Source organism: Nocardioides sp. YIM 152588, assembly GCF_040191335.1.
Taxonomy (GTDB): domain Bacteria; phylum Actinomycetota; class Actinomycetes; order Propionibacteriales; family Nocardioidaceae; genus Nocardioides.
This window is the reverse complement of record NZ_JBEGDJ010000032.1, coordinates 1-22,546: the sequence shown is the minus strand read 5'-3', so window position 1 is coordinate 22,546 and position 22,546 is coordinate 1. Positions and strand designations below refer to the sequence as shown.

The 22,546-nt window shown below is 73.9% G+C and carries 21 protein-coding genes; 11 read left to right on the top strand and 10 right to left on the bottom strand.

What is annotated here, in order from left to right; all coding sequences use genetic code 11:
• Positions 1–20 precede the first annotated feature (20 nt).
• Complete coding sequence (locus ABLM29_RS15020; RefSeq protein WP_349714939.1) at positions 21–980, bottom strand: NAD-dependent epimerase/dehydratase family protein; 960 nt, start codon at positions 978–980, stop codon at positions 21–23.
• A gap of 138 nt (positions 981–1,118) precedes the next feature.
• Between ABLM29_RS15020 and ABLM29_RS15015 the strand changes: the two genes are divergently transcribed.
• Positions 1,119–1,832 carry a TetR/AcrR family transcriptional regulator gene (locus tag ABLM29_RS15015; RefSeq protein WP_349714938.1) on the top strand — a complete coding sequence of 238 codons (714 nt, stop codon included), beginning with the start codon at positions 1,119–1,121 and terminating at the stop codon, positions 1,830–1,832.
• Positions 1,833–1,969: 137 nt separating this feature from the next.
• Here the strand turns inward: ABLM29_RS15015 and ABLM29_RS15010 are convergent, their stop codons facing one another.
• From ABLM29_RS15010 to ABLM29_RS15000, 3 genes are all read right to left on the bottom strand, one after another.
• Complete coding sequence (locus ABLM29_RS15010; RefSeq protein ID WP_349714937.1) at positions 1,970–3,484, bottom strand: PH domain-containing protein; 1,515 nt, start codon at positions 3,482–3,484, stop codon at positions 1,970–1,972.
• Positions 3,485–3,539: 55 nt separating this feature from the next.
• Complete coding sequence (locus ABLM29_RS15005) at positions 3,540–4,022, bottom strand: PH domain-containing protein (protein ID WP_349714936.1); 483 nt, start codon at positions 4,020–4,022, stop codon at positions 3,540–3,542.
• Positions 4,023–4,299: 277 nt separating this feature from the next.
• Positions 4,300–6,084, bottom strand: coding sequence for an acetyl/propionyl/methylcrotonyl-CoA carboxylase subunit alpha (locus ABLM29_RS15000; protein WP_349714935.1), 1,785 nt, complete (start codon positions 6,082–6,084; stop codon positions 4,300–4,302).
• Between the two features lie 195 nt (positions 6,085–6,279).
• On the opposite strand from ABLM29_RS15000, the gene ABLM29_RS14995 reads away from it, so the two are divergent.
• Entirely contained in the window at positions 6,280–7,482 is a 1,203-nt protein-coding gene (locus ABLM29_RS14995; protein ID WP_349714934.1) for an acyl-CoA dehydrogenase family protein, read from the top strand.
• Between the two features lie 111 nt (positions 7,483–7,593).
• Here ABLM29_RS14995 and ABLM29_RS14990 read toward each other — a convergent pair whose 3' ends face one another.
• Positions 7,594–8,202 (bottom strand): Maf family protein, encoded by a 609-nt coding sequence (locus tag ABLM29_RS14990; RefSeq protein WP_349714933.1) that lies wholly within the window; start codon positions 8,200–8,202, stop codon positions 7,594–7,596.
• A 135-nt stretch (positions 8,203–8,337) separates the two neighbouring features.
• Between ABLM29_RS14990 and ABLM29_RS14985 the strand changes: the two genes are divergently transcribed.
• Together ABLM29_RS14985 and ABLM29_RS14980 are read left to right on the top strand one after the other, a co-directional pair.
• Positions 8,338–8,919 carry a sigma-70 family RNA polymerase sigma factor gene (locus ABLM29_RS14985; protein ID WP_349714932.1) on the top strand — a complete coding sequence of 194 codons (582 nt, stop codon included), beginning with the start codon at positions 8,338–8,340 and terminating at the stop codon, positions 8,917–8,919.
• Positions 8,912–10,210 (top strand): hypothetical protein, encoded by a 1,299-nt coding sequence (locus tag ABLM29_RS14980; protein WP_349714931.1) that lies wholly within the window; start codon positions 8,912–8,914, stop codon positions 10,208–10,210. Before ABLM29_RS14985 ends, ABLM29_RS14980 begins: the two co-directional genes overlap by 8 nt.
• A 6-nt stretch (positions 10,211–10,216) precedes the next feature.
• Here ABLM29_RS14980 and ABLM29_RS14975 read toward each other — a convergent pair whose 3' ends face one another.
• From ABLM29_RS14975 to ABLM29_RS14955, 5 genes are all read right to left on the bottom strand, one after another.
• Positions 10,217–11,323 (bottom strand): DNA glycosylase AlkZ-like family protein, encoded by a 1,107-nt coding sequence (locus ABLM29_RS14975; protein WP_349714930.1) that lies wholly within the window; start codon positions 11,321–11,323, stop codon positions 10,217–10,219.
• A gap of 16 nt (positions 11,324–11,339) precedes the next feature.
• Entirely contained in the window at positions 11,340–13,010 is a 1,671-nt protein-coding gene (locus ABLM29_RS14970) for a DUF885 domain-containing protein (protein WP_349714929.1), read from the bottom strand.
• A gap of 49 nt (positions 13,011–13,059) precedes the next feature.
• The gene (locus ABLM29_RS14965) at positions 13,060–14,808 is read right to left on the bottom strand and encodes a zinc metalloprotease (protein ID WP_349714928.1); all 1,749 of its coding nucleotides are present in this window, start codon (positions 14,806–14,808) and stop codon (positions 13,060–13,062) included.
• Between the two features lie 148 nt (positions 14,809–14,956).
• On the bottom strand, positions 14,957–15,205 hold the full coding sequence (locus ABLM29_RS14960) for an acyl-CoA carboxylase subunit epsilon (protein WP_349714927.1): 249 nt from the start codon (positions 15,203–15,205) through the stop codon (positions 14,957–14,959).
• 29 nt (positions 15,206–15,234) lie between these two features.
• Complete coding sequence (locus tag ABLM29_RS14955; RefSeq protein ID WP_349714926.1) at positions 15,235–16,851, bottom strand: acyl-CoA carboxylase subunit beta; 1,617 nt, start codon at positions 16,849–16,851, stop codon at positions 15,235–15,237.
• Between the two features lie 37 nt (positions 16,852–16,888).
• Here ABLM29_RS14955 and ABLM29_RS14950 point away from each other — a divergent pair, with 37 nt between their 5' ends.
• The 7 genes from ABLM29_RS14950 (at position 16,889) to dps (ending at position 22,252) form a co-directional block, all read left to right on the top strand.
• Positions 16,889–17,719, top strand: a complete 831-nt coding sequence (locus ABLM29_RS14950) for a biotin--[acetyl-CoA-carboxylase] ligase (protein WP_349714925.1) — start codon at positions 16,889–16,891, stop codon at positions 17,717–17,719.
• Positions 17,720–17,914: 195 nt separating this feature from the next.
• Positions 17,915–18,430 carry a PH domain-containing protein gene (locus ABLM29_RS14945; RefSeq protein WP_349714924.1) on the top strand — a complete coding sequence of 172 codons (516 nt, stop codon included), beginning with the start codon at positions 17,915–17,917 and terminating at the stop codon, positions 18,428–18,430.
• Positions 18,427–19,455, top strand: a complete 1,029-nt coding sequence (locus ABLM29_RS14940) for an adenylate/guanylate cyclase domain-containing protein (RefSeq protein ID WP_349714923.1) — start codon at positions 18,427–18,429, stop codon at positions 19,453–19,455. Before ABLM29_RS14945 ends, ABLM29_RS14940 begins: the two co-directional genes overlap by 4 nt.
• Before the next feature lie 69 nt (positions 19,456–19,524).
• Positions 19,525–19,857 carry a winged helix-turn-helix domain-containing protein gene (locus tag ABLM29_RS14935; protein WP_349714921.1) on the top strand — a complete coding sequence of 111 codons (333 nt, stop codon included), beginning with the start codon at positions 19,525–19,527 and terminating at the stop codon, positions 19,855–19,857.
• 14 nt (positions 19,858–19,871) lie between these two features.
• Positions 19,872–21,044: a 5-(carboxyamino)imidazole ribonucleotide synthase gene (locus ABLM29_RS14930; protein ID WP_349714920.1), complete on the top strand. Its 1,173-nt coding sequence runs from the start codon at positions 19,872–19,874 to the stop codon at positions 21,042–21,044.
• Positions 21,045–21,066: 22 nt separating this feature from the next.
• On the top strand, positions 21,067–21,564 hold the full coding sequence (gene purE, locus ABLM29_RS14925) for a 5-(carboxyamino)imidazole ribonucleotide mutase (protein WP_349714918.1): 498 nt from the start codon (positions 21,067–21,069) through the stop codon (positions 21,562–21,564).
• Between the two features lie 133 nt (positions 21,565–21,697).
• Positions 21,698–22,252: a DNA starvation/stationary phase protection protein Dps gene (dps, locus tag ABLM29_RS14920; protein ID WP_349714917.1), complete on the top strand. Its 555-nt coding sequence runs from the start codon at positions 21,698–21,700 to the stop codon at positions 22,250–22,252.
• The last annotated feature ends 294 nt before the right edge of the window (positions 22,253–22,546 follow it).

Sequence of the window (22,546 nt, the reverse complement as noted above, 5' to 3'; positions counted from 1 at the left end):
CGGATGGTGGCCGCTCCCGGTCAGGCGCCCTGCGCGCGCCACCAGGCGACGGTCTCCTTGAGGGCCACCTCGATCGGGGTCGGCGACTGGCCGAGCAGCCGCTCGCTCTCCGCGGACTCCATCACGAACGGCCGGCTGAACTGGTAGCTCAGCTCCGCCAGCTCCCGGGTGTCGGTGTGCACCAGGCCGATCGCGCGCAGCGCCCACGCGGGGATCGCGCCCGTCTTCGGCATCGGTACGCCGGCGGCGTCGGCGACCGCGGCGATCAGCTCGCGCTGGGTGAGGGGCGCGCCGGTCGGGGCGTGCAGCACGGAGTTCCAGAGGGAGGGGTCGGTGGCGGCGCGGACCATCGCCGCGGCGAGGTCGGGCACGTAGGTCCACGAGTGGGGCTGGTCGAGGTCGGCCAGCACGCGCATCCGGCGCCCGGCGAGGACGGTCGGGATCATCCGCTCCCCGGCGTGGGCGTTGCGGACGTGGGGCCCGAAGAAGTCCGAGGCGACGACGCTGACGGTGGGCGTCGGGCTGGCCGCGCGGGCGGCGAGCAGCGCGGAACGCACGCCGGGCTTGCCCCCGGTGGCGGTGCGCGGGCTCGCCTCGGTGATGGGGCCGTCCACCCGTCCGTAGGAGTAGAGGCTCTCGGGGAAGACCGCGACGGCGCCGACCTCGCCCGCGGCGGCGAGGACGGCCTGCTCGGCGACCGGCAGCTCGGCCGCCCAGGTCGATGCCCGGTACTGCGATCCGTGGATGCAGTGGTGGACGGCGGCCGCGCCGGCGAACGCGTCGGCCAGGCCCTCGCGGCGGGAGACGTCGACGCGCCGGCGCTCGACCAGCGGGTGCTCGGGGCCGCTGCCGGAGCGGGTCAGCAGGCGTACGGGGTGGCCGAGGTCGGCGAGGTGCAGGGCGACGCCGGTGCCGACGGGCCCGGCGCCGGTGACGACGTGGGTGGCGGGCTGGCCGGGCTGCTGCGTGGGGGAGGTCATGGCGGTTCCTTCCGGGAGGTCCTGATCGATTGCGAGAGCGGTGCTCTCGCTTTCGACTGTGGCACCGCCGCGACCTAAATGCAAGAGCGGTGCTCACTTTTGTTGACGGTGATCTCGGTTCGCTGCAGGATGGCCCGCATGGTCGGTACCCCGAGGGAGCGCGCCCGCGCCGCGACGATGGAGGAGATCACCCGGATCGGCCGGGTCCACCTGGCCGAGCACGGCGCGGCGGCGCTCTCGCTGCGCGCCGTCGCCCGCGACCTCGGCGTCGTCTCCTCGGCGGTCTACCGCTACGTCGCCAGCCGCGACGACCTCCTGACGCTGCTGCTCGTCGACGCCTACGGGGAGCTCGGCGACGCGGTCGAGGCGGCCGTCGCGCGGGTGCCGGCGGACCGGCACCGCGACCGGTTCCTCGCGCTCGGGCACGCCGTACGCGCCTGGGCGCTCGCCGAGCCGTCGCGCTACGCGCTGCTCTACGGCGCCCCGGTGCCGGGCTACCGCGCACCCGAGGAGAGCACCGTCGAGCCCGGCACCCGGGTTCCCCGGACGATGGTCCGGATCGCCGCGGACGCGCTGGCCGCCGGCGCGCTGGACGAGCCGACCCCCGCGGTCGACGAGCCCGTCCCGGCCGCCCTCGGCGTCGGGCTCGACGCGATCCGCGAGCAGTTCGACGTCGCCCTGCCCGACGACCTCCTGGTGCGCGGCGTGCTGGCCTGGTCGGCGGTCTTCGGGTGCGTCAGCTTCGAGGTCTTCGGCCAGTACGGCCCCGACCGGCTCGGCGACCCCGACGCGCTGTTCGAACGGCACCTCGCGGTGCTCGCCGACGACCTCGGGCTGCGTGCCGGTGGTTGAGGTGCGAGCGGAGCGAGCCGTCCCGGTGGTTGAGGTGCGAGCGGAGCGAGCCGTCCCGGTGGTTGAGGTGCGAGCGGAGCGAGCCGTCCCGGTGGTTGAGGTGCGAGCGGAGCGAGCCTCGAAACCACCAGGGTCGCTCAGGCGCTGAACTGCGCCAGCAGCCCCGGCGTCGCCTGCTCCGCGAGCCGCTCGGCGTCGGCGGCCGGGACGTCGTACACCTCCGTCGCGCCGCTGCCGCCCGCGGTGGTCGCGGCCACGGTGACCAGGCCCGCGCGGCGCTGGAACCACGAGGCGCGCAGGTTCCAGCCGATCACGTGCTCGCCCGCCAGGGCGGTACGACGCCGCGCCAGCGACCCGGAGCGCATCACCACGTGCCCGTCGACCCAGGCGTGGCCCAGGCCGGCGGCGCGGTCGCGCGCGAGCAGCAGCAGGGCCGCGACGAGGACCGGCGCCAGCGTCAACGGCCACCACGGGCCGCCCGCTGCCACCAGCACCACGGGGGCGGCGATCAGCAGCGCGCCGCCCATCAGCGCGCGGGAGTAGCGCCGGCGGACGGCCGCGGGCCCGTGCGGCTGCAGCGGGGCGTCGACCGGCTCCGGCGTGCCGAGCACCGCGGCCGCGACGCGGCGCACCGTGGGCCAGGGGGCCGGCGGCACCAGCACGGCGGAGCTCTCGCCGGAGTGCCTGAGACCGGTCACGATCGCGCTCAGCCGACCGCCCCGGGCCAGCCGCATGGCGGCGGGCTCGCCGATCGTCACGCCGGCGACGCGCTCGACGTCCACGCTGGTCTCCCGGGTCGTCACCAGGCCGCGCCGGATGTGCCAGGCGCGGCTGTCGCGGGCGAGGGTGAAGCCGAAGTTGGTCACCACGTAGCCGACCAGCGTGAGCACCAGGGCGAGCAGCACGATCGCGACCCCGATGCCGGCCACCAGCGCGACCGAGAACCCCGGCACGTCGATCCGTTCCCAGTGCGGGTGCAGGTCGAGCGCGTCCGCGGACTGGATCCCGACGCCGACCACGGCGCCGGCCGCGATCAACCCGGTCCCGGTGAACGGCGCGTACGCCAGCCACGCCGGCTCGAACCGGGCGACGACCCGAGGCGCGGGGGTGATGGGCGGTGGCGCGGGGGAGGAGGGGGCCGCGTCGGCGGCGCCGGCCGGCGCCGCCGGCATCGACGGCATCGCCGCTTCCCGACGATGCAGCAGCGCGGTCCGCAGTGCGGCGGCCTGGTCGGTGGGCAGGCCGTCCAGCGCCAGGTGGTCGTCCTGCCCCGCGCCCCCGGTGCCGACGACGACCGTGGACAGCCCGAGGACCCGGTGGGCGAGGGTCGCGGTCAGGTCCACCGAGCGCACCCGGTCCAGCGGAGCGGTGGTGGTGCGCCGCTGCAGCAGCCCGCTGCGGATCTCGATCCGCGCGTCGGTGATCCGGTACTCGGTGGTCAGGTAGCGCGCCACGCCCAGCACGACCGGCAGGGCGATGCCGAAGGCCACCCACGACCCGAAGCCGCTCGCGCTGCCGGCGATGATCAGGCCCACCAGCACCGGGAAGTACCGTCCCAGCTCCAGGGCCGGCTGCACCAGCAGCATCCGCGGGTCCAACCGGTGCCACCCGGGGGTGGACTGCCACGGCCCGGGGCCCATCCCGGTGGTCATGCGGCGCTCACCGGGCGGATCATCCGGCACCTCACCCGGCGCCTCACCCGGCGCCTCACGTGGCGTCGCCCTCGGCCAGGTCGGCCTTCCGGGTCAGCTCCTCGACCAGTCGCAGCGCCACCGGCGCGTCGAGGCCGTCGATGCGCAGCGGCCCCGCGGCCGAGGCCGTCGTGACGGTGACGCTGGCCAGGCCGAAGAACCGCGCCAGAGGCCCCTGCTCGAAGTCGACGGTCTGCACGCGCGACATCGGCGCGATCCGCCGCTCCCGGCTCCACCAGCCGCGCTGGGTGTAGACGGCGGTGGTCGAGGCCTCCCAACGGTGCACCAGGTAGCGCCACCGGGGCACCGCGACGAGTGCCGCCACCGCGCACGCGAGCGTCGCCGCCATCGCCAGCCAGCGCCACGGGGTCGGGATCCACAGCACCGCCACCACGCCGACGACAACCACCGCGACCATGCCCTGCACCGCGGTCGTGACCAGCCACATCCAGCGCGCGCGGGGGCTGACGTGGTGCGCGGGGTCCCTGAGGTCGGTCACGGCCCCGAGCCTAGGGGGCAGCGCGAACCGGGGCTCGCGGCGTGCCGAGCCGGGGCTCGCGGCGTGCCGAGCCGGGGCTCGCGCCGAGCCGAGCCGGGGGTTAGGGCGAGCCGAGCCGCGGCGGGGCCGCCCTGAGCCCCTGTTCGCGCCGCCCCAAGCCCCGTCTCGCGCTGCCCTGAGCCCCGGTTCGCGGAAATGGGCGCGGGCCGCGGGCGATCGAGGAGATCGCCCGCGGCCCGCAAGAGCCTCGAAGAGCCTCGGTCCAGGGACCGGGTGGTCAGTCCTTGAGCTCGCAGATGACCTGGCCGTTGGTGACGGTGGCGCCGACCTCGGCCGCCAGGCCGGTCACGGTGCCGGCCTTGTGCGCCTTCAGCGGCTGCTCCATCTTCATCGCCTCCATGACGACCACGATGTCGCCCTCGGCGACCTCCTGGCCGTCCTCGACGGCGACCTTGACGATGGTGCCCTGCATCGGGCTGGCCACGGCGTCGCCGGAGACGGCGCCGCCGGCCTTCTTGCCGCCGGCGCGCTTCGGCTTCTTCGCGCCGCCGTTCGAGGGCGCGGTGCCGATGCCGCCCAGGCCGCCGGGGAGCACGACCTCGAGGCGGCGGCCGCCGACCTCGACGGTCACCTTCTGCCGCTCCTCGGGCTCCTCGGCCTCGCCGGCCTCGCCGGCGTACGGCTCGATGTCGTTGACGAACTCGCTCTCGATCCAGGTCGTGTAGACGTCGAAGGAGCCCTCGCCCGTGGCGTTCGAGGCGCCGACGTACGCCGGCTCGTCGAGGACCTTCTCGAAGAACGGGATGATCGTCGGCATGCCGTCGACCTTGAACTCGCTCAGCGCGCGCTTGGAGCGGGCGATCGCCTGGGTGCGGTCGGAGCCGGAGACGATGAGCTTGGCCACCAGGGAGTCGAACGCCCCGGGGATGGTCTCGCCCTTCTCGTAGCCGGAGTCCAGGCGGATGCCCGGGCCGCTCGGCGGCGCCCACTCGGTCAGCGTGCCCGGCGCGGGCATGAAGTTGCGGCCGGCGTCCTCGGCGTTGATCCGGTACTCGATCGCGTGGCCCTTGATCTCCGGGTCGCCGTAGCCGAGCTCCTCGCCGGCGGCGATGCGGAACATCTCCCGGACCAGGTCGATGCCGGTGACCTCCTCGGAGACGCAGTGCTCGACCTGGAGGCGGGTGTTGACCTCGAGGAAGGAGATGGTGCCGTCGGCGGCGACCAGGAACTCGCAGGTGCCGGCGCCGACGTAGCCGGCCTCCTTGAGGATCGCCTTGGAGGAGGAGTACAGGCGCTCGAGCTGCTCGTCGCTGAGGAACGGCGCGGGGGCCTCCTCGACGACCTTCTGGTGGCGGCGCTGCAGCGAGCAGTCGCGGGTGGAGACCACCACGACGTTGCCGTGCTGGTCGGCCAGGCACTGGGTCTCGACGTGGCGCGGGCGGTCGAGGAACTTCTCGACCAGGCACTCGCCGCGGCCGAACGCGCCGACCGCCTCGCGGGTGGCCGACTCGAAGAGCTCGGGGATCTCCTCCATCGTGCGGGCGACCTTGAGGCCGCGGCCGCCGCCGCCGTACACGGCCTTGATGGCGATCGGCAGGCCGTACTCCTCGGCGAGGGCGACGACCTCGTCGGCGTCCTTGACCGGGTCCTTGGTGCCCGGGGCGAGCGGCGCCTCGGCCTTCTGCGCGATGTGCTTGGCCTTGGCCTTGTCGCCCAGCGCGTCGATCGCCTCGGGCGAGGGGCCGATCCAGATCAGCCCGGCGTCGAGGACGGCCTGGGCGAACTGGGCGTTCTCGGCGAGGAAGCCGTAGCCCGGGTGCACCGAGTCGGCGCCGGAGCGCTGCGCGACGTCGATGATCTTGGCGATGTCCAGGTAGGAGTCGGCCGGGGTGGTGCCGTTGAGGGAGTACGCCTCGTCGGCCAGCCGGACGAAGAGGGCGTCGCGGTCGGGCTCGGCGTAGACGGCAACGCTGCCGATGCCGGCGTCCTTGCAGGCGCGGATGACACGGACCGCGATCTCACCGCGGTTGGCGATGAGCACCTTCTGCAGGGGTTGGGGCACGACAGACTCCTCGGGCGTACGGGGTGTGGATGTCGGTGCTCCGCCGCCGCAGGCCGCTGGAACGGCCGGGAAGGGAGCGCCGTGGCGGAGTCTAGGCGGTCCCTGTGGCCGGTGGACGGCGGGACCAGTGAGCGGGCGAGGGAGACGACCGCCCGGGTGGTTAACAATCGCTAACCAAGTGGCTACGATGCCTCCATGAGCGCGTTCGAGCTGTCCCGTGAGCACGAGGAGTTCCGCCGCAGCGTGCGGGAGTTCGCCGAGGCGGAGATCGCCCCGCACGTCGCGGGGTGGGACCGCGCCCACCACTTCCCGGTCGACGTGGTGCAGAAGATGGGTGCCCTCGGACTGATGGGCCTCACCGCGCCGGAGGAGTACGGCGGCGCCGGGGAGGACGGGGACTTCACCTCGCTGTGCGTGGCGATCGAGGAGATCGGCCGCGTCGACCAGTCCCTGGGCATCACGCTGGAGGCCGCCGTCGGCCTCGGCATCAACCCGATCCTGACCTACGGCACCGACGAGCAGCGGAAGGCCTGGCTGCCCGACCTGGTCGCCGGTCAGCGGCTCGCCGGCTTCGGGCTGACCGAGCCGGGCGCGGGCTCCGACGCCGGCGCCACCCGCACCCGCGCCGAGCTCGACCCGGCCTCGGGGGAGTGGGTGGTCAACGGTGGCAAGCAGTTCATCACCAACTCCGGCTCCGAGATCACCTCGGTGGTCACCGTCACCGCGCGCACCGGCACCCGCGCGGACGGCTCCCCGGAGATCTCCGCGATCATCGTCCCGGCGGGCACGCCCGGCTTCGTCGCCGAGCCCGCCTACGACAAGCTCGGCTGGAACATCTCCGACACCCACCCGCTATCCCTCACCGACGTCCGGGTGCCGGGGACGAACCTGCTCGGCGAGCGCGGCCGCGGCTACGCCCAGTTCCTCGCCACCCTCGACGACGGCCGGGTCGCGATCAGCGCGCTCGCCGTCGGCCTGATCCAGGCCTGCCTCGACCAGTGCGTCGCGTACGCCGGCGAGCGGCAGACCTTCGGCGGACCGATCGGCCGCAAGCAGGGCGTCGCCTTCCAGATCGCCGACCTCGAGGTGATGCTCCAGGCGTCGCGCCTGCTCACCTACAAGGCCGCGGCGATGAAGGACGCGATGCTGCGCGGCGACTCCTCCGCGCCGTCGGTCGGCGAGTTCAAGCGCGCCGCCTCGGTCGCCAAGCTCTACTCCTCGGAGTCCGCCGTCACCGCCACCCGGATCGCCACCCAGGTCTTCGGTGGCTACGGCTTCATGGAGGAGTACCCCGTCGCGCGGTTCTACCGCGACGCCAAGATCCTGGAGATCGGCGAGGGGACGTCCGAGGTGCAGCGGATGCTGATCGCGCGGGGGTTGGGGCTTCCGGTCGAGTGAGGGCGCCGTCGGAATCACCGGTCGACCGGTGATTCCGACGCTTGACAGGCATTGCAGCGCCCGTCAAGCAACCGAACCACCTGTCCGGTGTGACCGCTGAGGCGCCTGGGATCAGCTCGCCGGCGCCGACCAGAGGTCCGTCCAGGCGAACCCGAGCACCGTGGTCATCGTCCGCAGCAGCGGCAGGCTGACCCCGATCACGTTGTGGTGGTCGCCCTCGATGCCGTCGATGAACGCGCCGCCCAGGCCGTCGATCGTGAAGGCGCCGGCGACGTGCAGCGGCTCCCCGGAGGCGACGTACGCCGCGATCTCGGCGTCGGTGACGTCGGCGAACCGGACGGTCGTCGACGCCACGGCGGTGGCGACCTGGTCGCTGCCGGCCACCCGCAGGCAGTGCCCGGTGTGCAGGACGCCCGCGCGCCCGCGCATCGCCTGCCAGCGCGCGACCGCCTCCGAGTCGTCCGCGGGCTTGCCCAGCGCCGCGCCGTCGAGCTCGAGCACCGAGTCGCAGCCGAGCACGAGCGCACCCGCCGCCACCTCCGGCAGCGACGCGACGGCGCCGCACTTCAGCTCGGCCAGCCCGAGGGCCAGCGGTGCGGGCGCCAGGTCGGAGAGGACCGACTCGTCCACCCCCGACACGATGACGTGCGGGTCCAGGCCCGCCTGCCGGAGCACCTTGAGTCGGGCGGGGGAGGCGGAGGCCAGGACGAAGGTCGGCACGCGCCGAGCCTACGCACGGCCGGTCCCGCCCCGGCACCTGCCCGCGTGACCCGTGTCCGAGATCCCGGTTAGCCCGGTGCAACCTCCCAGCGGCGCCGTGGGTCGTACGGGGTGAGGACGAGCCGAGGAGGACGTGTGAAGGGTGGACCGGGGAGTGCTCCCGACCCGATCCGGACCTGCTTCGACGCCTGCTACCGACGCCTGGTCGGCCAGCTGTACGGCGTCTGTGGGGACCTGGGCGAGGCGGAGGAGGCGGTGGCGGAGGCGTTCGCGCGCGCCGTGGACCGACGGCGGGCGTTCGAGCGGCTGGACAACCCGGAGGCGTGGCTGCGCACCGTCGCGGTCAACGTCGCCCGCAGCCGGCACCGGCGGCGCGAGCTCGGCGACAGGATCCTGCGCCGCACGCCGCCACCGCCGGCCGAGCACCGCGACGGCCTCAGCGACGACCGGATGGCGCTGGTCGCCGCGCTCCGCCGGCTGCCCGCAGGGCAGCGGGAGGCGCTCGCCCTGCACTACCTGGCCGACCTCCCGGTGCGGGAGGTGGCCGCGACGCTGGGGGTCGCGGAAGGCACCGTCAAGGCCCGGCTGAGCCGGGGCCGCGCGGCGCTCGGCGCGCTGCTCGACGCGTCCGGCCACGATCCGGGCGACCGACCGGGAACACCGGGCGAGAACGAGAACGGCCCGCAGTCCGACGCGGTGGGAGGAACCCATGTCTGATCTCGACGCGCGCCTCGCGGACGACGGCGGCGCGACCGCCTCCGAGGCGGCTCGGGCGGCCCGCGTCCCGTCGTTCGACGCGGTCCGTGCTCGCGGCGATCGCCGGCGGATCCGCCGCCGAGCCGCGGCCCTGGGCGCGGCCGCACTCGTGGTGGCCGGCGCCGTCGGCGTCGCGCAGCTGCTCTCGGGCACGATCGGTGCCATGCCGCCCCCGGCGCAGATGCCGGCGCCCGGACACGCCGACGGGGTCCGGGCCGTGCGGACGGTGCCCGACGGGTCGTGGGTCCGCTCCGTGGCCGCGGGGGCGGGGGCCCCGTCCACGCTCGCCGTGGCGTGGCAGGGCCGCTCGGCGATGGTGGTCGCGGTGACCGCCGACGAGTTCGAGTCACGGGCCGTCGTGGCCTTCCCGACCACGGTGGACGTCACCGCGGCCGGCGACGACGGGCCCTTCGTGGTCAGCCCCGCCTTCGCCGACGACGAAGGTCGGGGCCCCTGGCTGCTCGAGGTCGACGGGTCGGTGCGGGAGGTCGGCCTGGCGGACGAGCCGGGCCCGGCCGAGGCCGGAGAGGTGGCCGTCGCGGGCGTCGCCGACGGGCGTCAGGTGCTGTGGGCCGTCGACCCGGGCGCCGGCGTCGGCCACCCCGTGAGCCTGCCGGGCGAGGACGAGCCGCTGGGCCTGGGCGCCCAGTCCGTGGCGATCGGCGAGGGCCGGATCAGTGCGCTGGTGCGGAGCGCCGACAGCGCGGGGACGCGCTACGCCTGGTCGGAGGACGGTGGCGGGGAGTGGTCGTGGACGCCCGCGGTCCCCGAGACCGTCGAGGCCGGCGTGCTGACCAGTCTCTCGATGGTCCCGACCGGCGGGTCGGAGCCGCTGGTGGTCCTGGAGACCGACGTGGTCGACAACCGTCTCCTGTCCGTGCACCGCTGGGAGCCGGGCGGTACGACGTGGGCGACCGTCGATCCGGTCGGCGACCCCGTCACGGTGTACCCGGCGGCGGCGAACGCCAGCGCCGGCTTCGTCTGGGAGGGCGAGCTGCGGATCCAGGGGAGCCGGCTGGGGCCGGACGGCACCGAGACCGAGACGGGGGTGTACGTCCTCGACGGGGACAGCCTGGGTCGCCCCCACCGCTCGCCGACCGGCAGCGCCGACAGCGTCGGGCCCCGGGTCGTCGGGTTCGAGGACCCCGGCTCCGGCATGCCTGCGGTCTGGCTGGTCGACGACACCCACCCCGCGACCCTGTGGCGCAGCATGTTCGGCGGTGGCGGGTGGGGCAGCTGGCCGGCGAGGTAGGCGGGATCAGCCGGTGACGACCTCGGCGCCCAGCCACTCCGCGAGCGCCGCGATCTCGGCGTCCACGGCATCGGCGGTCTCCGGCGACCACGGCCCGTCCTGGTGCACGGCGTTGACCCGCAGCACCCCGGCCTTGCGGTCCGCCTTGGCGTCGAGCTTCCCGACCAGGCGGTCGCCGGCGAGGATGGGCAGCGCGAAGTAGCCCCAGCGGCGCTTCGCCGCGGGCTTGTACATCTCCAGCACGTACTCGAAGTCGAACAGCTCCAGCGCCCGGTCCCGGTCGTAGACCAGCCGGTCGAAGGGGGAGAGCAGCGCGGTGCGCCCGGTGAACGGGTCGTGGGGGTCGTCGAGCGCGTCGAGGGCCTCCGGGTCGACCCGCCACTCACCCGAGGCGCCCTCGACCAGGCACGGCACGCCGAGCCCGCCGGACCCGAGCTCCTCGCCGGTGTTGCCCGCGGACCGCTCCCGCGCGATCCCGGTCGCGGTGAGGCGGCGGCGGTCCAGCTCGGCCCGCGCGACGTCGTACGGCGGGACGACCAGGTCGGACGGGTAGACCCGGTCCGGCAGGTCCCAGGTGCGCAGCCGCCCGCGCCGGCCGCTGACCGCCACCTCGCCGGTGCGGCAGAGCAGGTCGAGGAGGCGGTTGACGTTCTTCGTGTCGTTCCAGCCCGACGACTCCCACGGCACCTGGCAGGTGTCGGGGACCTGCGCCGCGGTCAGCGGCCCCTCGTCGGCCAGCAGCGCCAGCACGTCGGCGCGGAAGCCGGCGTTGGCCGCCAGCCACTCCCGGGCGCGGGGGTGGACGATGTCGTCGGCGGTGGCCAGCAGCAGCCCGACGTCCGCCATCGGGCGGACGAACGAGAAGTGCTCGGCCAGGGAGCGCTCCTCCTCCAGGGCGAAGCGGAGGTCCGAGGGCGCGTAGGCGTCGCCGAGCCTGCTCCACGCCACCAGGTCGACGTTGGGCGCGATCGCCGCGGTGGGGTCGACCTGCAGCCCGGTGAGGTGGTCGACGACCGCGACCAGCGACTCCGGCCGCGGCTCGTCGAGCAGCTGGGCCCGGACCGCGACCCGGCGCGCCTCGGCGCGGCTCAGGCGTCGCGGTCCGGAGCCCATCGTGACGGCGCCCCGCTCACAGGCGGGCGAGCGCGGCCTTGAGCGGGTCCAGGCCGATCGAGCCGAGGTTCAGCGCGTCCGTGTGGAACTGCTTGAGGTCGAACGCGTCGCCCTTGCGGGCCCGCACCTCGTCGCGGGCCTGCAGCCAGATCCGCTCGCCGACCTTGTACGACGGCGCCTGGCCCGGCCAGCCGAGGTACCGGTTCACCTCGAACCGCAGCGAGCCGTCGTCCATCCGGGAGTGGGCGCGCATGAACTCGTAGACCAGGTCGGCGTCCCAGGTCTCGCCGCCGCGCCAGCCGAACGGGTTGTCGGTCGGGATGGTCAGCCCGAGGTGGACGCCGATGTCGACGACCACCCGGGCGGCGCGGAAGCCCTGCATGTCGAGGAAGCCGAGCCGGTCGCCCGGGTCGGCGAAGTAGCCGAGCTCGTCCATCAGGCGCTCGGAGTAGAGCGCCCAGCCCTCGCCGTGGCCGCTGACCCAGCACATCAGCCGCTGCCAGCGGTTGAGCAGGTCGGCGCGGTGCACCACCTGCGCGCACTGCAGGTGGTGGCCGGGGACGCCCTCGTGGAACACGGTCGTCGTCTCGCGCCACGTCGAGTAGATCTTGTGGTCGTCGGTGAAGGAGAACCACATGGTGCCGGGCCGGGAGAAGTCCTCCGAGGGCGGCGTGTACCAGGCGCCGCCGTCGTTGATCGGGGCCACCTTGCAGGCGATGGTCCGGATCGGGTCGGCGATGTCGAAGTGGACGCCGTCGAAGCTGGCCAGGATGTCGTCGGCCTTCCGCTGCATCCAGGCCTCGAAGGCCTCGCGGCTGCCCAGGTCGCGGGCTGGGTCGGCGTCGAGCGCCTTGACCGCGTCGTCGATCGAGCCGCCGGTGACGATCCGCCCGGCGGTGGCGGCCATGTCGTCCTCGATCCGCTTGAGCTCCTCCCAGCCCCAGCGGTAGGTCTCCTCCAGGTCGACCTCGGCGCCGAGGAAGTAGCGGGAGGCGAGCGCGTAGTGGTCGCGGCCGACGCCGTCGACCTCCCGGCCCCGCGGGGCCAGGTCGGTCTCGGTGAAGCGGCCGAGCTCCGCGCAGGCCGCCGAGGCCTGCTCGGCGGCGGCGAGCAGCCGCTCGCGCTGAGCGTCGGGGGCGGGCGCCACGAGGTTCTTGAAGAAGTCGCCGCCGGCACCCTGCTGCCCGGTCCAGCCGCGGATCTGGTCGGCCACCTTCAGGTACTGGCGGCGCGCCGAGACGCGGCCGGCGTCCGCCTCGGCGGAGAGCGTGGTCCGGTAGCCGTCCAGCGCCGCCGGGATCGCGGCCAGCCGCTCGCCGATCGCGTCCCACTGCTCGGCGGTCTCGGTGGGCATCAGGTCGAAGACCTCGCGGATCTCGTGCAGCGCGCTGCTGATCACCGAGACCTCGCTGCGGTCGACCTTCTGGTCGGCGCGCTCCACGGTCAGCCCGACGCGCTCGGTGAACGCGTCCTGGGCGACCTTCTCCCGGGCGTCGGTGGCGGTCAGGGCGGCGACGTCGGCCAGCGCCCGGCGGTGCAGCTCGTCGCGCGCGTCGTACCCGTCGGGGGAGAGGTCGGGCAGGAGGTGGTCGCTGCCGGGGATCCCGGCGAAGGTCGCCGCCACGGGGTCGAGGGCGCAGAGGTCCTCGACGAACTGGTCGCTACGGGCGTCGACTGGTCGCGTCATGGCGCCAGCCTAGGAGACCCCGCCGACAGGTCCCAGGGGCGCCGTGCCGTCAGCGTCGCCGCAGGATCCGGAGGCGCTGGTGGGCCCGCGCCGACTCGGTCAGCGCGTTGCCCCGGTAGGTCGCGCGCAGCACCTGGGTGGGGCGGCTGCGGGCCAGGCGGGGGAGCCGGATCCGGGCGGTGCCGTCGGAGAGCCGGACCGTGCGCACCGTGCGCTTGCCGAGCCGGAACCGGACCTGACCCCGCGCGTCCTCGACGCCGTCGGTGGCGGTCCGCTCGACCTCGACGACCACCCGCGGCCGCGTCCCGGCCCGGGCCCGCCGCGGAGCGCTCAGGGTGATCGTCGCGCCGGCAACCTCCTGCGTGGTGGCGGCCGTGCCGGTGCCGTCGGTCTCCTCCGCGGGCTCCTCGACGCCCGGGTCGGTCGGGTCGACCGGGTCGGTGGAGTCGGCGCAGGTGCCGTCGACCGTGAGCTGGTAGGCGCCGATGCTGCCGTAGTCGTTGTAGCCGGTGGTCGCGGTGCCGTGGCCGACGCCGTCGACGCGGACGTAGTAGGCGCCGGTCGCGCTGCCGACGCCCACCTCGGCGTCCAGCCCGGTCGCCTGGGCGGTGCTGCGGCGCACCACGGCGGGGTCGTCGGAGTCGACGACCGCCCCGGCGGCGTCGAGCAGGGTGAGCTCGATGTCGAGGTTGGCCCCGGTCTCGCCGGGGACCGCGGTCACCGTCAGCGGGCCGGTGCAGGTGCCGAGCGCGTAGGTGTCCTTGTCCTTGCGGTTCGTGATGATGCCCGCGCCGGAGCCGAGCGGCGCGGCGTCGGCGATGCCGGTGCCGGCCTCGTCGGGGCGCTGGCCGAGCAGCCCGGTCAGGATCGCGAGGTCGTCCTCGGTGTTGGTGGCCTTCGCGTAGTCGCCCTTGCTGAACTGCGTGACCGGCCGCAGGTAGCCCGCGCCCATGATCGGCCCCCACGCGTCGTGGCCCTCGTAGTACGCGTCGCTGCCGTGCCCGTCGTGGGCCAGGCCCAGGGTGTGGCCGGCCTCGTGGGCGGCGGCGTCGGCGATGTACTTCGGGTTGTCGTAGAGGGCCTGCGGGAAGACCCAGCCGATCCGGTAGGCGTTGTTGAGCATGTCGAAGACGTCCATGAACGCGATGCCGCCGCAATAGGTGCACAGCGTCTCCACCGCGGTGTCCGACGGCGAGATCAGCATCCGCACGCCGTACGTCGTGTCGGCGCTGCTGCCGCGCTCGAGCCCGGCCGCGCCGGGGTCCTCGGTGGTGACGTCGACGTCGAAGGGGGCGTAGTCCTCGGCCACCCGGCGCCACACGTCCTGGACGAGGGTGCGCTCGGAGGCGCTGAAGGCCGGGCCGTCGCCGGCCGGGTCCCAGGCGGGGTGCGTCATCGCGGGCAGCTTCGCCGCGGAGTTCCACCCGGTCCCGGCGACCCGCTCGCCGTCGAAGTCGAGCAGGATCGTGTAGGTCGCCCCGGGGTTGCTGTGCAGGGTGAAGGTGGAAGCCAGGCTGGTCACGGCCTGCGGCTCCGGTGCGGGCGCCTCGGCCTCGGCGGCGTTCGCCGCGGGCTCGGTGTAGTGGAGCCGCCCCTCCTCGGTGACGCCGAGGGTGACGTCGGCGGACATGCGCCGCCGCAGCTCGGTGACGTCGATCCCGGTGAGCAGCGCGGCGCGCTCCAACCGCGCGGAGAACCCCTCGCTGGGGCGCGCGGTGGCGGGGGTGCCGGCGGAGAGCAGCGGGTACGACGCCACGGCGATCGTCGCGATCGCGCAGGTCAGTCGGCGTCCGGCCACAGCAGTCCCCCCATGGTGCTCGGGGGAGACTTCGGCGCGACGACGAACGGACTTGAGGCCGTGGCCTCAAGTCCGCTCGGTCGACGGTGTCCGGATGGTCACGTCGGACCAGGGGGTCGGGACCCCCGTCCCACGTGGCCGGACCGGGTCAGCGGGGCAGGCCGCTGGCGCGCCAGGCGCCGCGCCCGGCCGCGATGCCGGCGCCGGGCGCCGTCCGCACCCGCCGGGCCGGGGAGGCCCACAGCGAGCGCGGGGCCGGCGGCTCGACGGTGCCGCCGCCGATCGCGGAGAAGACCGCGACGAGGGCGGCGATCTCCTCCGGCGTCGCGTCGGGCTGCACCACGTGCAGGAAGGGCTTCGGGCTCGCTTCGCGAGCGCTGTCCTCTGTTCCGACCATTCAGGCCTCCTTCGTCGGCGAATGGTCGGTCACAGCGGGATGTTCCCGTGCTTCTTCGGCGGCAGGGTCTCCCGCTTGGTGCGCAGCAGGCGCAGCGCGCGGACGACCTCGACCCGGGTCTCGTGCGGCTGGATGACCGCGTCGACGTAGCCCCGCTCGGCCGCGATGTAGGGGTTGGCCAGCGTGGTCTCGTACTCGTCGATCAGCTCGGCGCGCTTGGCCTCGACGTCGCCGCCCTCGGCCTCGACGGCGGCCAGCGTCTTGCGGTGCACGATGTTGGCCGCGCCCTGCGCGCCCATCACCGCGATCTGCGCGGTCGGCCACGCCAGGTTGATGTCGGCGCCGAGGTGCTTGGAGCCCATCACGTCGTAGGCGCCGCCGTAGGCCTTGCGGGTGATGATCGTGACCAGCGGGACGGTGGCCTCGGCGTAGGCGTAGATCAGCTTCGCGCCGCGCCGGATGATGCCGGTCCACTCCTGGTCGGTGCCCGGGAGGAAGCCGGGGACGTCCACGAACGTCAGCACCGGGATGTTGAAGGCGTCGCAGAAGCGGACGAAGCGGGCCGCCTTCTCCGAGGCGTCGATGTCCAGGGTGCCGGCGAACTGCATCGGCTGGTTCGCGACCACGCCGACCGACTGGCCCTCGACCCGGCCGAAGCCGACGATGATGTTGGGCGCGAACAGCTCCTGGACCTCGACGAAGTCCTCGTCGTCGACGACGGAGGTGATCACGTCGTGCATGTCGTAGGGCTGGTTCGGCGAGTCCGGGATGATCGTGTCGAGCGCCCGGTCCAGGTCGTTGACCGCGGTGTTGGCGACGTCGTCGAAGGACGGCGCCTCGTCGAGGTTGTTCTGCGGCAGGAAGCTCAGCAGCGCCTTGACGTACTCGAAGGCGTCGGCCTCGTCGCTGGCCATGTAGTGCGCGTTGCCCGACTTGGTGTTGTGGGTCCGCGCGCCGCCCAGCTCCTCCATGGAGACGTCCTCGCCGGTGACCGTCTTGATGACGTCCGGGCCGGTGATGAACATCGCCGAGGTCTGGTCGACCATGATCGTGAAGTCGGTGACCGCGGGGGAGTAGACGTGGCCGCCGGCGCAGTTGCCCATGATCATGCTGATCTGCGGGATCACGCCGGAGGCGTGCACGTTGCGCTTGAAGATCTCGCCGTACAGGCCCAGGGAGACGACGCCCTCCTGGATCCGCGCGCCGGCGCCCTCGTTGATGCCGATGATCGGGGAGCCGGTCTTGATCGCCAGGTCCATGACCTTGGTGATCTTCTCGCCGTACACCTCGCCCAGCGAGCCGCCGAAGACGGTGAAGTCCTGGGAGAAGACGCACACCTGGCGGCCGTTGACGGTGCCGTAGCCGGTCACCACGCCGTCGCCGTAGGGGCGGTTCTTCTCCAGCCCGAACGCCGTGGAGCGGTGCCGCGCCAGCTCGTCGAGCTCGACGAACGAACCCTCGTCGAAGAGCATCTCGATCCGCTCGCGAGCGGTGTGGCGCCCCTTCGCGTGCTGCTTCTCGACAGCCTTGGCCGAGCCCGCGTGGACCGCCTCGTCGATACGTCGGTCCAGGTCGGCGAGCTTGCCGGCGGTGGTGTGGATGTCGATCTCGCTCGGGTTCCCGGTCGCTTCGGGCTGCGCAGTCACTTGGCCTCCTCAGTGGTCGTGCGCCAGGGTAGTCCCCGTGACCGACGAGCCGATCGCGCGCCCACCGTTCGAGTCCGCGGGGGTGGCGGCGGCGTTCGCGACGCACCCCGACCTCGAGGTCGAGCTCCTCGCCGAGGCGCCGTCGACCAACGCGGTGGCCACCGCCCGGGCCCGGGAGGGCGCCGCGGAGGGCCTGCTCGTCGTCGCCGACCACCAGTCGGCCGGGCGCGGGCGCCTGGACCGCACCTGGCAGACGCCGCCGGGGGTCGCGGTCACCTTCTCCCTGCTGCTGCGCCCCACCGTGCCGCCGGCGTCCTGGCCCTGGCTGCCGCTGCTGGTCGGGCACAACGTGGCGAAGGCGCTGGTCTCGCTCGGGTACGACGCCGCCGTGAAGTGGCCCAACGACGTGCTGATCGGCACCCGGAAGGTCGCCGGCATCCTGGTCGAGCGGGTCGAGACGCCGTCCGGCGCGGCGGCCGTGGTCGGCGTCGGGATCAACGTGCTGACGGCCGCCGAGGAGCTGCCCGTCGAGACCGCGACCAGCCTCGCACTGGCCCGCGCCGAGGCCGGCGCGCCCGCCGCGGCCCCCGACCGGACCCGGGTGCTCACCGCCGTGGTCCTCGCGATCCGGGAGGGCTTCGACGCGTGGCAGGCCGGCGGCGAGATCGCCACCGCGGGGCTGCGCGCCTCCTACGTGCGGCGCTGCGCGACGGTCGGCGCCGACGTACGCGTCGAGCTCCCCGGCGGCGGCGCGCTGACCGGTCGCGCCACCGACGTCGACCCCGACGGGCGGCTGGTCGTGGAGACCGCCGGAGGGGTGGAGCGGGTCGGAGCGGGGGACGTGATCCACGTTCGCCCCGGGGGCTGAGCCCGCCCGGCCGAGCCCAGTCGGACAAGCAAACGCGAGCCTGCGAGCGTTTGCCCGCCCCACCGCGAGCGAAGCGAGCCTGGTTGGGCGGAACACCCAATGAGCGCGGCGAAGCCGCTCCATGCCTTTTGGGGGCGGCGAAGCCGCTTCGTGCCTTTAGGGCGGCGAAGCCGCCGGCGGCTTCGCCGAGGTGGGATGATCAGCACCGTGGCGATCTCCAAGAAGCTGCTGAACCCGGGCGAACGGCTCCTGATCAGCACCCGGCAGCACCCGAAGGCCCTGATCTGGCCGGGCGTGGTGCTCGTGCTGTTCCTGGCCCTGGGCGTCTTCGTCCAGGTGCGCGTCGACCAGTCGTGGCTGAGCAGGACCGTGTGGGTGCTCTGCCTGCTCGGCATCCTGTGGTGGTCGGTGCGGCCGTTGCTGACCTGGCTCACCAGCGTGCACGCCTTCACCGACCGGCGGCTGATCACCCGGCGCGGGATCCTGACCCGCCGCGGCCACGACATCCCGCTCGCGCGGATCAGCGACGTGTCCATCGAGATCCACCTGCTCGACCGCCCGTTCGGCTGCGGCAGCCTGCTGGTCGCCGACGCCTCGACGAACGGGCTGGTCCGGCTCAACGACATCCCCGACGTGGAGGCGACCCAGCGCCAGCTCAACGAGCTGCTGCACCAGCTCCACACCGGCCGCGGTGGCAGCGAGGGCGTGTGAGCGGCGATGCGGCGGTCGGCAAGGGCCGGGGGCCCGGCGTGACGGAGGTGCCCCGGCCGTCCCAGGAGGACATCGACGCGACGTTCCTCGGCTCCGCGCCGGTCTACACCGCGGAGGAGGTGGCCGAGCGCGCCGGCCTGCCGGTGGAGAAGGCGCGCCGGCTGTGGCGCACGCTCGGCTTCGCCGACCGCGGTGAGGTGCGCGCCTACACCGAGGCCGACGTCGTCGCGCTGCAGACCCTCGGCGAGGTGATCGACGAGGGCCTGCTGGACCTGGACATCGCGCTCAACGTGGCCCGCGGCGTCGGGCTCACGATGGCCCGGCTGGCCGACTGGGAGGTCGGCGCCCTGACCGGGCGCGCCGACGACCTGTTCCGCGAGGCCGGCCCGGAGGCCACCCACGGCGAGACGCCCGCGTCCCTGCTGTTCGCCCGCTACGGGCCGCGGTTCGAGATGCTGATGGCCTACGCGTGGCGGCGGCACCTGGCGGCCGCGGTCACCCGGATGGAGTCGACCCGCGCGATGGACGCGGACCCGGGGACCACGCACCTGACGGTCGGGTTCGCCGACATCGTCGGCTTCACCGCGCTGTCCAACGAGGTGAGCCGCGACGCCATCGGCGACATCGTCGAGAAGTTCGAGTCCCGCTGCGCCGACGTGATCAGCAGCCACCACGGCCGGCTGATCAAGTCGATGGGCGACGCGGTGCTCTTCGTCAACGACGACCCGATGCGTTCCTTCACCACCGCCGAGGGGATCATCAACGTGATCGGCCGCGACAAGCGGATGCCCGAGGTGCGGGTCGGCCTGGCCACCGGCTCGGTGGTGCTGCGGCTCGGCGACGTCTTCGGCCCGCCGGTCAACATGGCCTCGCGGCTGACCGCCGTGGCGCGGCGGAACCGGATCATCGTCGACGCCGCGACGGCCGCCGCGCTGCCGCGGGACCAGATCGAGTCCCGCCCGCTGCCGCCCCGGCCGGTCCGGGGCTTCGGCGTGGTCGAGCCGGTGGCCGTACGGCGTCCGTGAGTTGTTGCTGCGCCGACCTTTTCTGCAAATCGCCCGCGACACGCTGTCTCGATGCCTACCTTGTGGGCTGTGATCGAGGTCCAGGACGTCCGGCTCGACCCGGTCGCCCGCCGGGCGTGGCGTGCGGACCGGGAGCTCGACCTGTCCCGCAAGGAGTTCGACCTGCTGCAGGCGCTGATCGAGCGAGCCGGTGACGTGGTCACCCGCGACGAGCTCATGCGCAACGTCTGGCAGGTCAACTTCTGGACGTCGTCGAAGACCATCGACGTGCACCTCGGCTGGGTCCGCCGCAAGCTCGGCGACGACACCCGCGACCCGCGGCTGATCACCACCATCCGGGGCCGCGGGCTGCGGTTCGAGACCGACCGCGGCGCCGATCGTGGTGTGGGGGCCTCGCTCTAGTAGCGTCTCCGGGCGTGTCCGAGCATGCCCCCCGCGTCGCCGTGATCGGCGGCGGACAACTCGCCCGCATGATGGCCCAGCCGGCGGTCGCCCTCGGCGTACCGCTCCGTCTCCTCGCGGAGGCCGAGGGTGTCAGCGCCGCCCAGGTGATCGGCGACCACGAGGTGGGCGACTACCGCGACCTGGACGCCCTGCGCCGGATCACCGAGGGCTGCGCCGCGGTGACCTTCGACCACGAGCACGTGCCCACCGAGCACCTGCACGCGCTGGAGGAGGACGGGCTCGCCGTCCGGCCGGGCCCCGAGGCGCTGGTCCACGCCCAGGACAAGATCGTGATGCGCGAGGCGATGAGCCGGCTCGGCGCGCCGCAGCCGCGGTGGGCCGAGGTCGCCACGCACGCCGACGTCGAGGCGTTCGGGCTGCCCTGCGTGCTCAAGGTCAGCCGCGGCGGGTATGACGGCAAGGGCGTGTGGGTGGTCCGTACCGCCGACGACATCGACGAGCCGCTGGCGGCCGCGGGGCGCACCGGCGTCCGGCTGCTGGCCGAGGAGCTCGTCGACTTCAGCCGCGAGCTGTCGGCGCTGGTCGCCCGCGCGCCGAGCGGCCAGGCCGCGGCGTACCCGGTCGCCGCGTCGCTCCAGGTCGACGGCGTCTGCAACGAGGTGATCGCCCCCGCGCCCGACCTCGCCCCCGAGCTGGCCGCGAGGGCGCAGCAGCTGGCGCTGCGGATCGCCGGCGAGCTCGGCGTCACCGGCATCCTGGCCGTGGAGCTGTTCGAGGCCCGCGACGCCGCCGGCGAGACGGTGGTGCTCGTCAACGAACTGGCGATGCGCCCGCACAACACCGGCCACTGGACCCAGGACGGCGCGGTCACCTCGCAGTTCGAGAACCACCTGCGCGCGGTGCTGGACCTGCCGCTCGGCTCGCCGGAGCCACGGGCGACGTGGTCGGTGATGGTCAACATCCTCGGCGGCGACAACCCCGACGTGGGCCGCCTCTACGACGGCTACCCGCACGCCCTCGCCCGCGACCCGAAGCTGCGGGTGCACCTGTACGGCAAGGGCCTGCGCCCCGGCCGCAAGGTCGGGCACGTCAACGTCTACGGCGAGGACCTCGAGGACTGCCTGGAGCGGGCGCGGCACGCCGCCGCCTGGTTCCGCGGCGACCTCGGCAACCACAGCGAGTAGGCCGCTGGCTAGGGTGCGGACCATGACTGCGCGCGTGGGCATCGTGATGGGCTCGGACTCCGACTGGCCGGTGATGGAGGCCGCGGCGCAGGCGCTGGCGGAGTTCGACATCGCCTTCGAGGCCGACGTCGTCTCGGCGCACCGGATGCCCGAGGAGATGCTCGACTACGGCAAGCAGGCGCACGGCCGCGGCCTCGAGGTGATCATCGCCGGCGCGGGCGGCGCGGCCCACCTGCCCGGCATGCTCGCCTCGGTGACGCCGCTGCCGGTGATCGGCGTGCCGGTGCCGTTGAAGTACCTCGACGGCATGGACTCGCTGCTCTCCATCGTGCAGATGCCGGCCGGCGTGCCGGTCGCGACCGTGGCGGTGGGCGGCGCCCGCAACGCCGGCCTGCTCGCCGTACGGATCCTGGGCGCCGGCGACCCGGACCTGCAGGCGCGGATGACCGCCTTCCAGGCCGACCTCAAGGCCGCCGCGCACGCGAAGGGCGAGGTCGTCCGCCGCGCCTCCGGCTCCTGACCCGCCGAACCGGGGCTTGGGCCGCGCCGAACCGGGGCTCGGGCCGCGCCGAACCGGGGCTCGGGCAGGTGGGTGACGTGGAAACCAGACCGCGCGGGGGTTTGAGGTCGGGCCGCGCGGGTAGGAGTGGGTCATGGCCAAGAAGACGAAGCTGCACTACACGACCCCCGGCCTCAGCGAGTCCGACGCGGTCCGCGTCGTCGAGCTCCTGCAGGACCGGCTGAACGCCACGACCGACCTGCACCTGACGCTCAAGCACGTCCACTGGAACGTGGTCGGTCCCCACTTCATCGCCGTCCACGAGATGCTCGACCCGCAGGTCGACGCCGTGCGCGGGTTCTCCGACGACCTCGCCGAGCGGATCGCCACCCTGGGCGGCAGCCCGGTGGGCACGCCCGGCGCGCTGGTCGCGGACCGGACCTGGGACGAGTACTCGATCGGTCGCGCCACGACCCAGGAGCACCTGGGCGCGCTCGACCTCGTCTACCAGGGCGTGATCGAGTCCTACCGCGCCGGGATCAAGGAGCTCGGTGAGCTCGACCCGGTCACGGAGGACATGTTCATCTCCCAGACCGACCAGCTCGAGCTGTTCCACTGGTTCATCCGCGCGCACCTGGAGGACAAGGGCGGCAACCTGTCGACCACCGGTGCCCGCACCGAGGCCGAGGCCGCGCGCGCCGCGAGCTGACGCCCACCGCGTAGCGACGAACGCCGCCGTCCCCGGGTCATCCGGGGCGGCGGCGTCGTGCTGTCTGCGGGGGTGGGTGCTGAGGGCCGCGTGTGATGGGGGTCGTGTGCCCCAGGCACCGCTATGCCGGGGTGTCGGGCACACGACCCGACCCGCGGGCGAGTCGTGTGCCCCACGCACCCGTATCCCGATGTGTTGTGTCTCGGGACATCGCGGACACATATGTCTCAAGACATCGCGGACACTTTCCTACCGCGGGGGTTGGCTGACTGGTAGCCCGCTCGTGATTTCAGG

Excerpts from the sequence above, each read along its gene's own strand:
- ABLM29_RS15020 (WP_349714939.1), bottom strand. The coding sequence starts at position 980 with ATGACCTCCCCCACGCAGCAGCCCGGCCAGCCCGCCACCCACGTCGTC.
- ABLM29_RS15015 (WP_349714938.1), top strand. The coding sequence starts at position 1,119 with ATGGTCGGTACCCCGAGGGAGCGCGCCCGCGCCGCGACGATGGAGGAG.
- ABLM29_RS15010 (WP_349714937.1), bottom strand. The coding sequence starts at position 3,484 with ATGACCACCGGGATGGGCCCCGGGCCGTGGCAGTCCACCCCCGGGTGG.
- ABLM29_RS14995 (WP_349714934.1), top strand. The coding sequence starts at position 6,280 with ATGAGCGCGTTCGAGCTGTCCCGTGAGCACGAGGAGTTCCGCCGCAGC.
- ABLM29_RS14980 (WP_349714931.1), top strand. The coding sequence starts at position 8,912 with ATGTCTGATCTCGACGCGCGCCTCGCGGACGACGGCGGCGCGACCGCC.
- ABLM29_RS14975 (WP_349714930.1), bottom strand. The coding sequence starts at position 11,323 with ATGGGCTCCGGACCGCGACGCCTGAGCCGCGCCGAGGCGCGCCGGGTC.
- ABLM29_RS14970 (WP_349714929.1), bottom strand. The coding sequence starts at position 13,010 with ATGACGCGACCAGTCGACGCCCGTAGCGACCAGTTCGTCGAGGACCTC.
- ABLM29_RS14960 (WP_349714927.1), bottom strand. The coding sequence starts at position 15,205 with ATGGTCGGAACAGAGGACAGCGCTCGCGAAGCGAGCCCGAAGCCCTTC.
- ABLM29_RS14945 (WP_349714924.1), top strand. The coding sequence starts at position 17,915 with ATGATCAGCACCGTGGCGATCTCCAAGAAGCTGCTGAACCCGGGCGAA.
- purE (WP_349714918.1), top strand. The coding sequence starts at position 21,067 with ATGACTGCGCGCGTGGGCATCGTGATGGGCTCGGACTCCGACTGGCCG.
- dps (WP_349714917.1), top strand. The coding sequence starts at position 21,698 with ATGGCCAAGAAGACGAAGCTGCACTACACGACCCCCGGCCTCAGCGAG.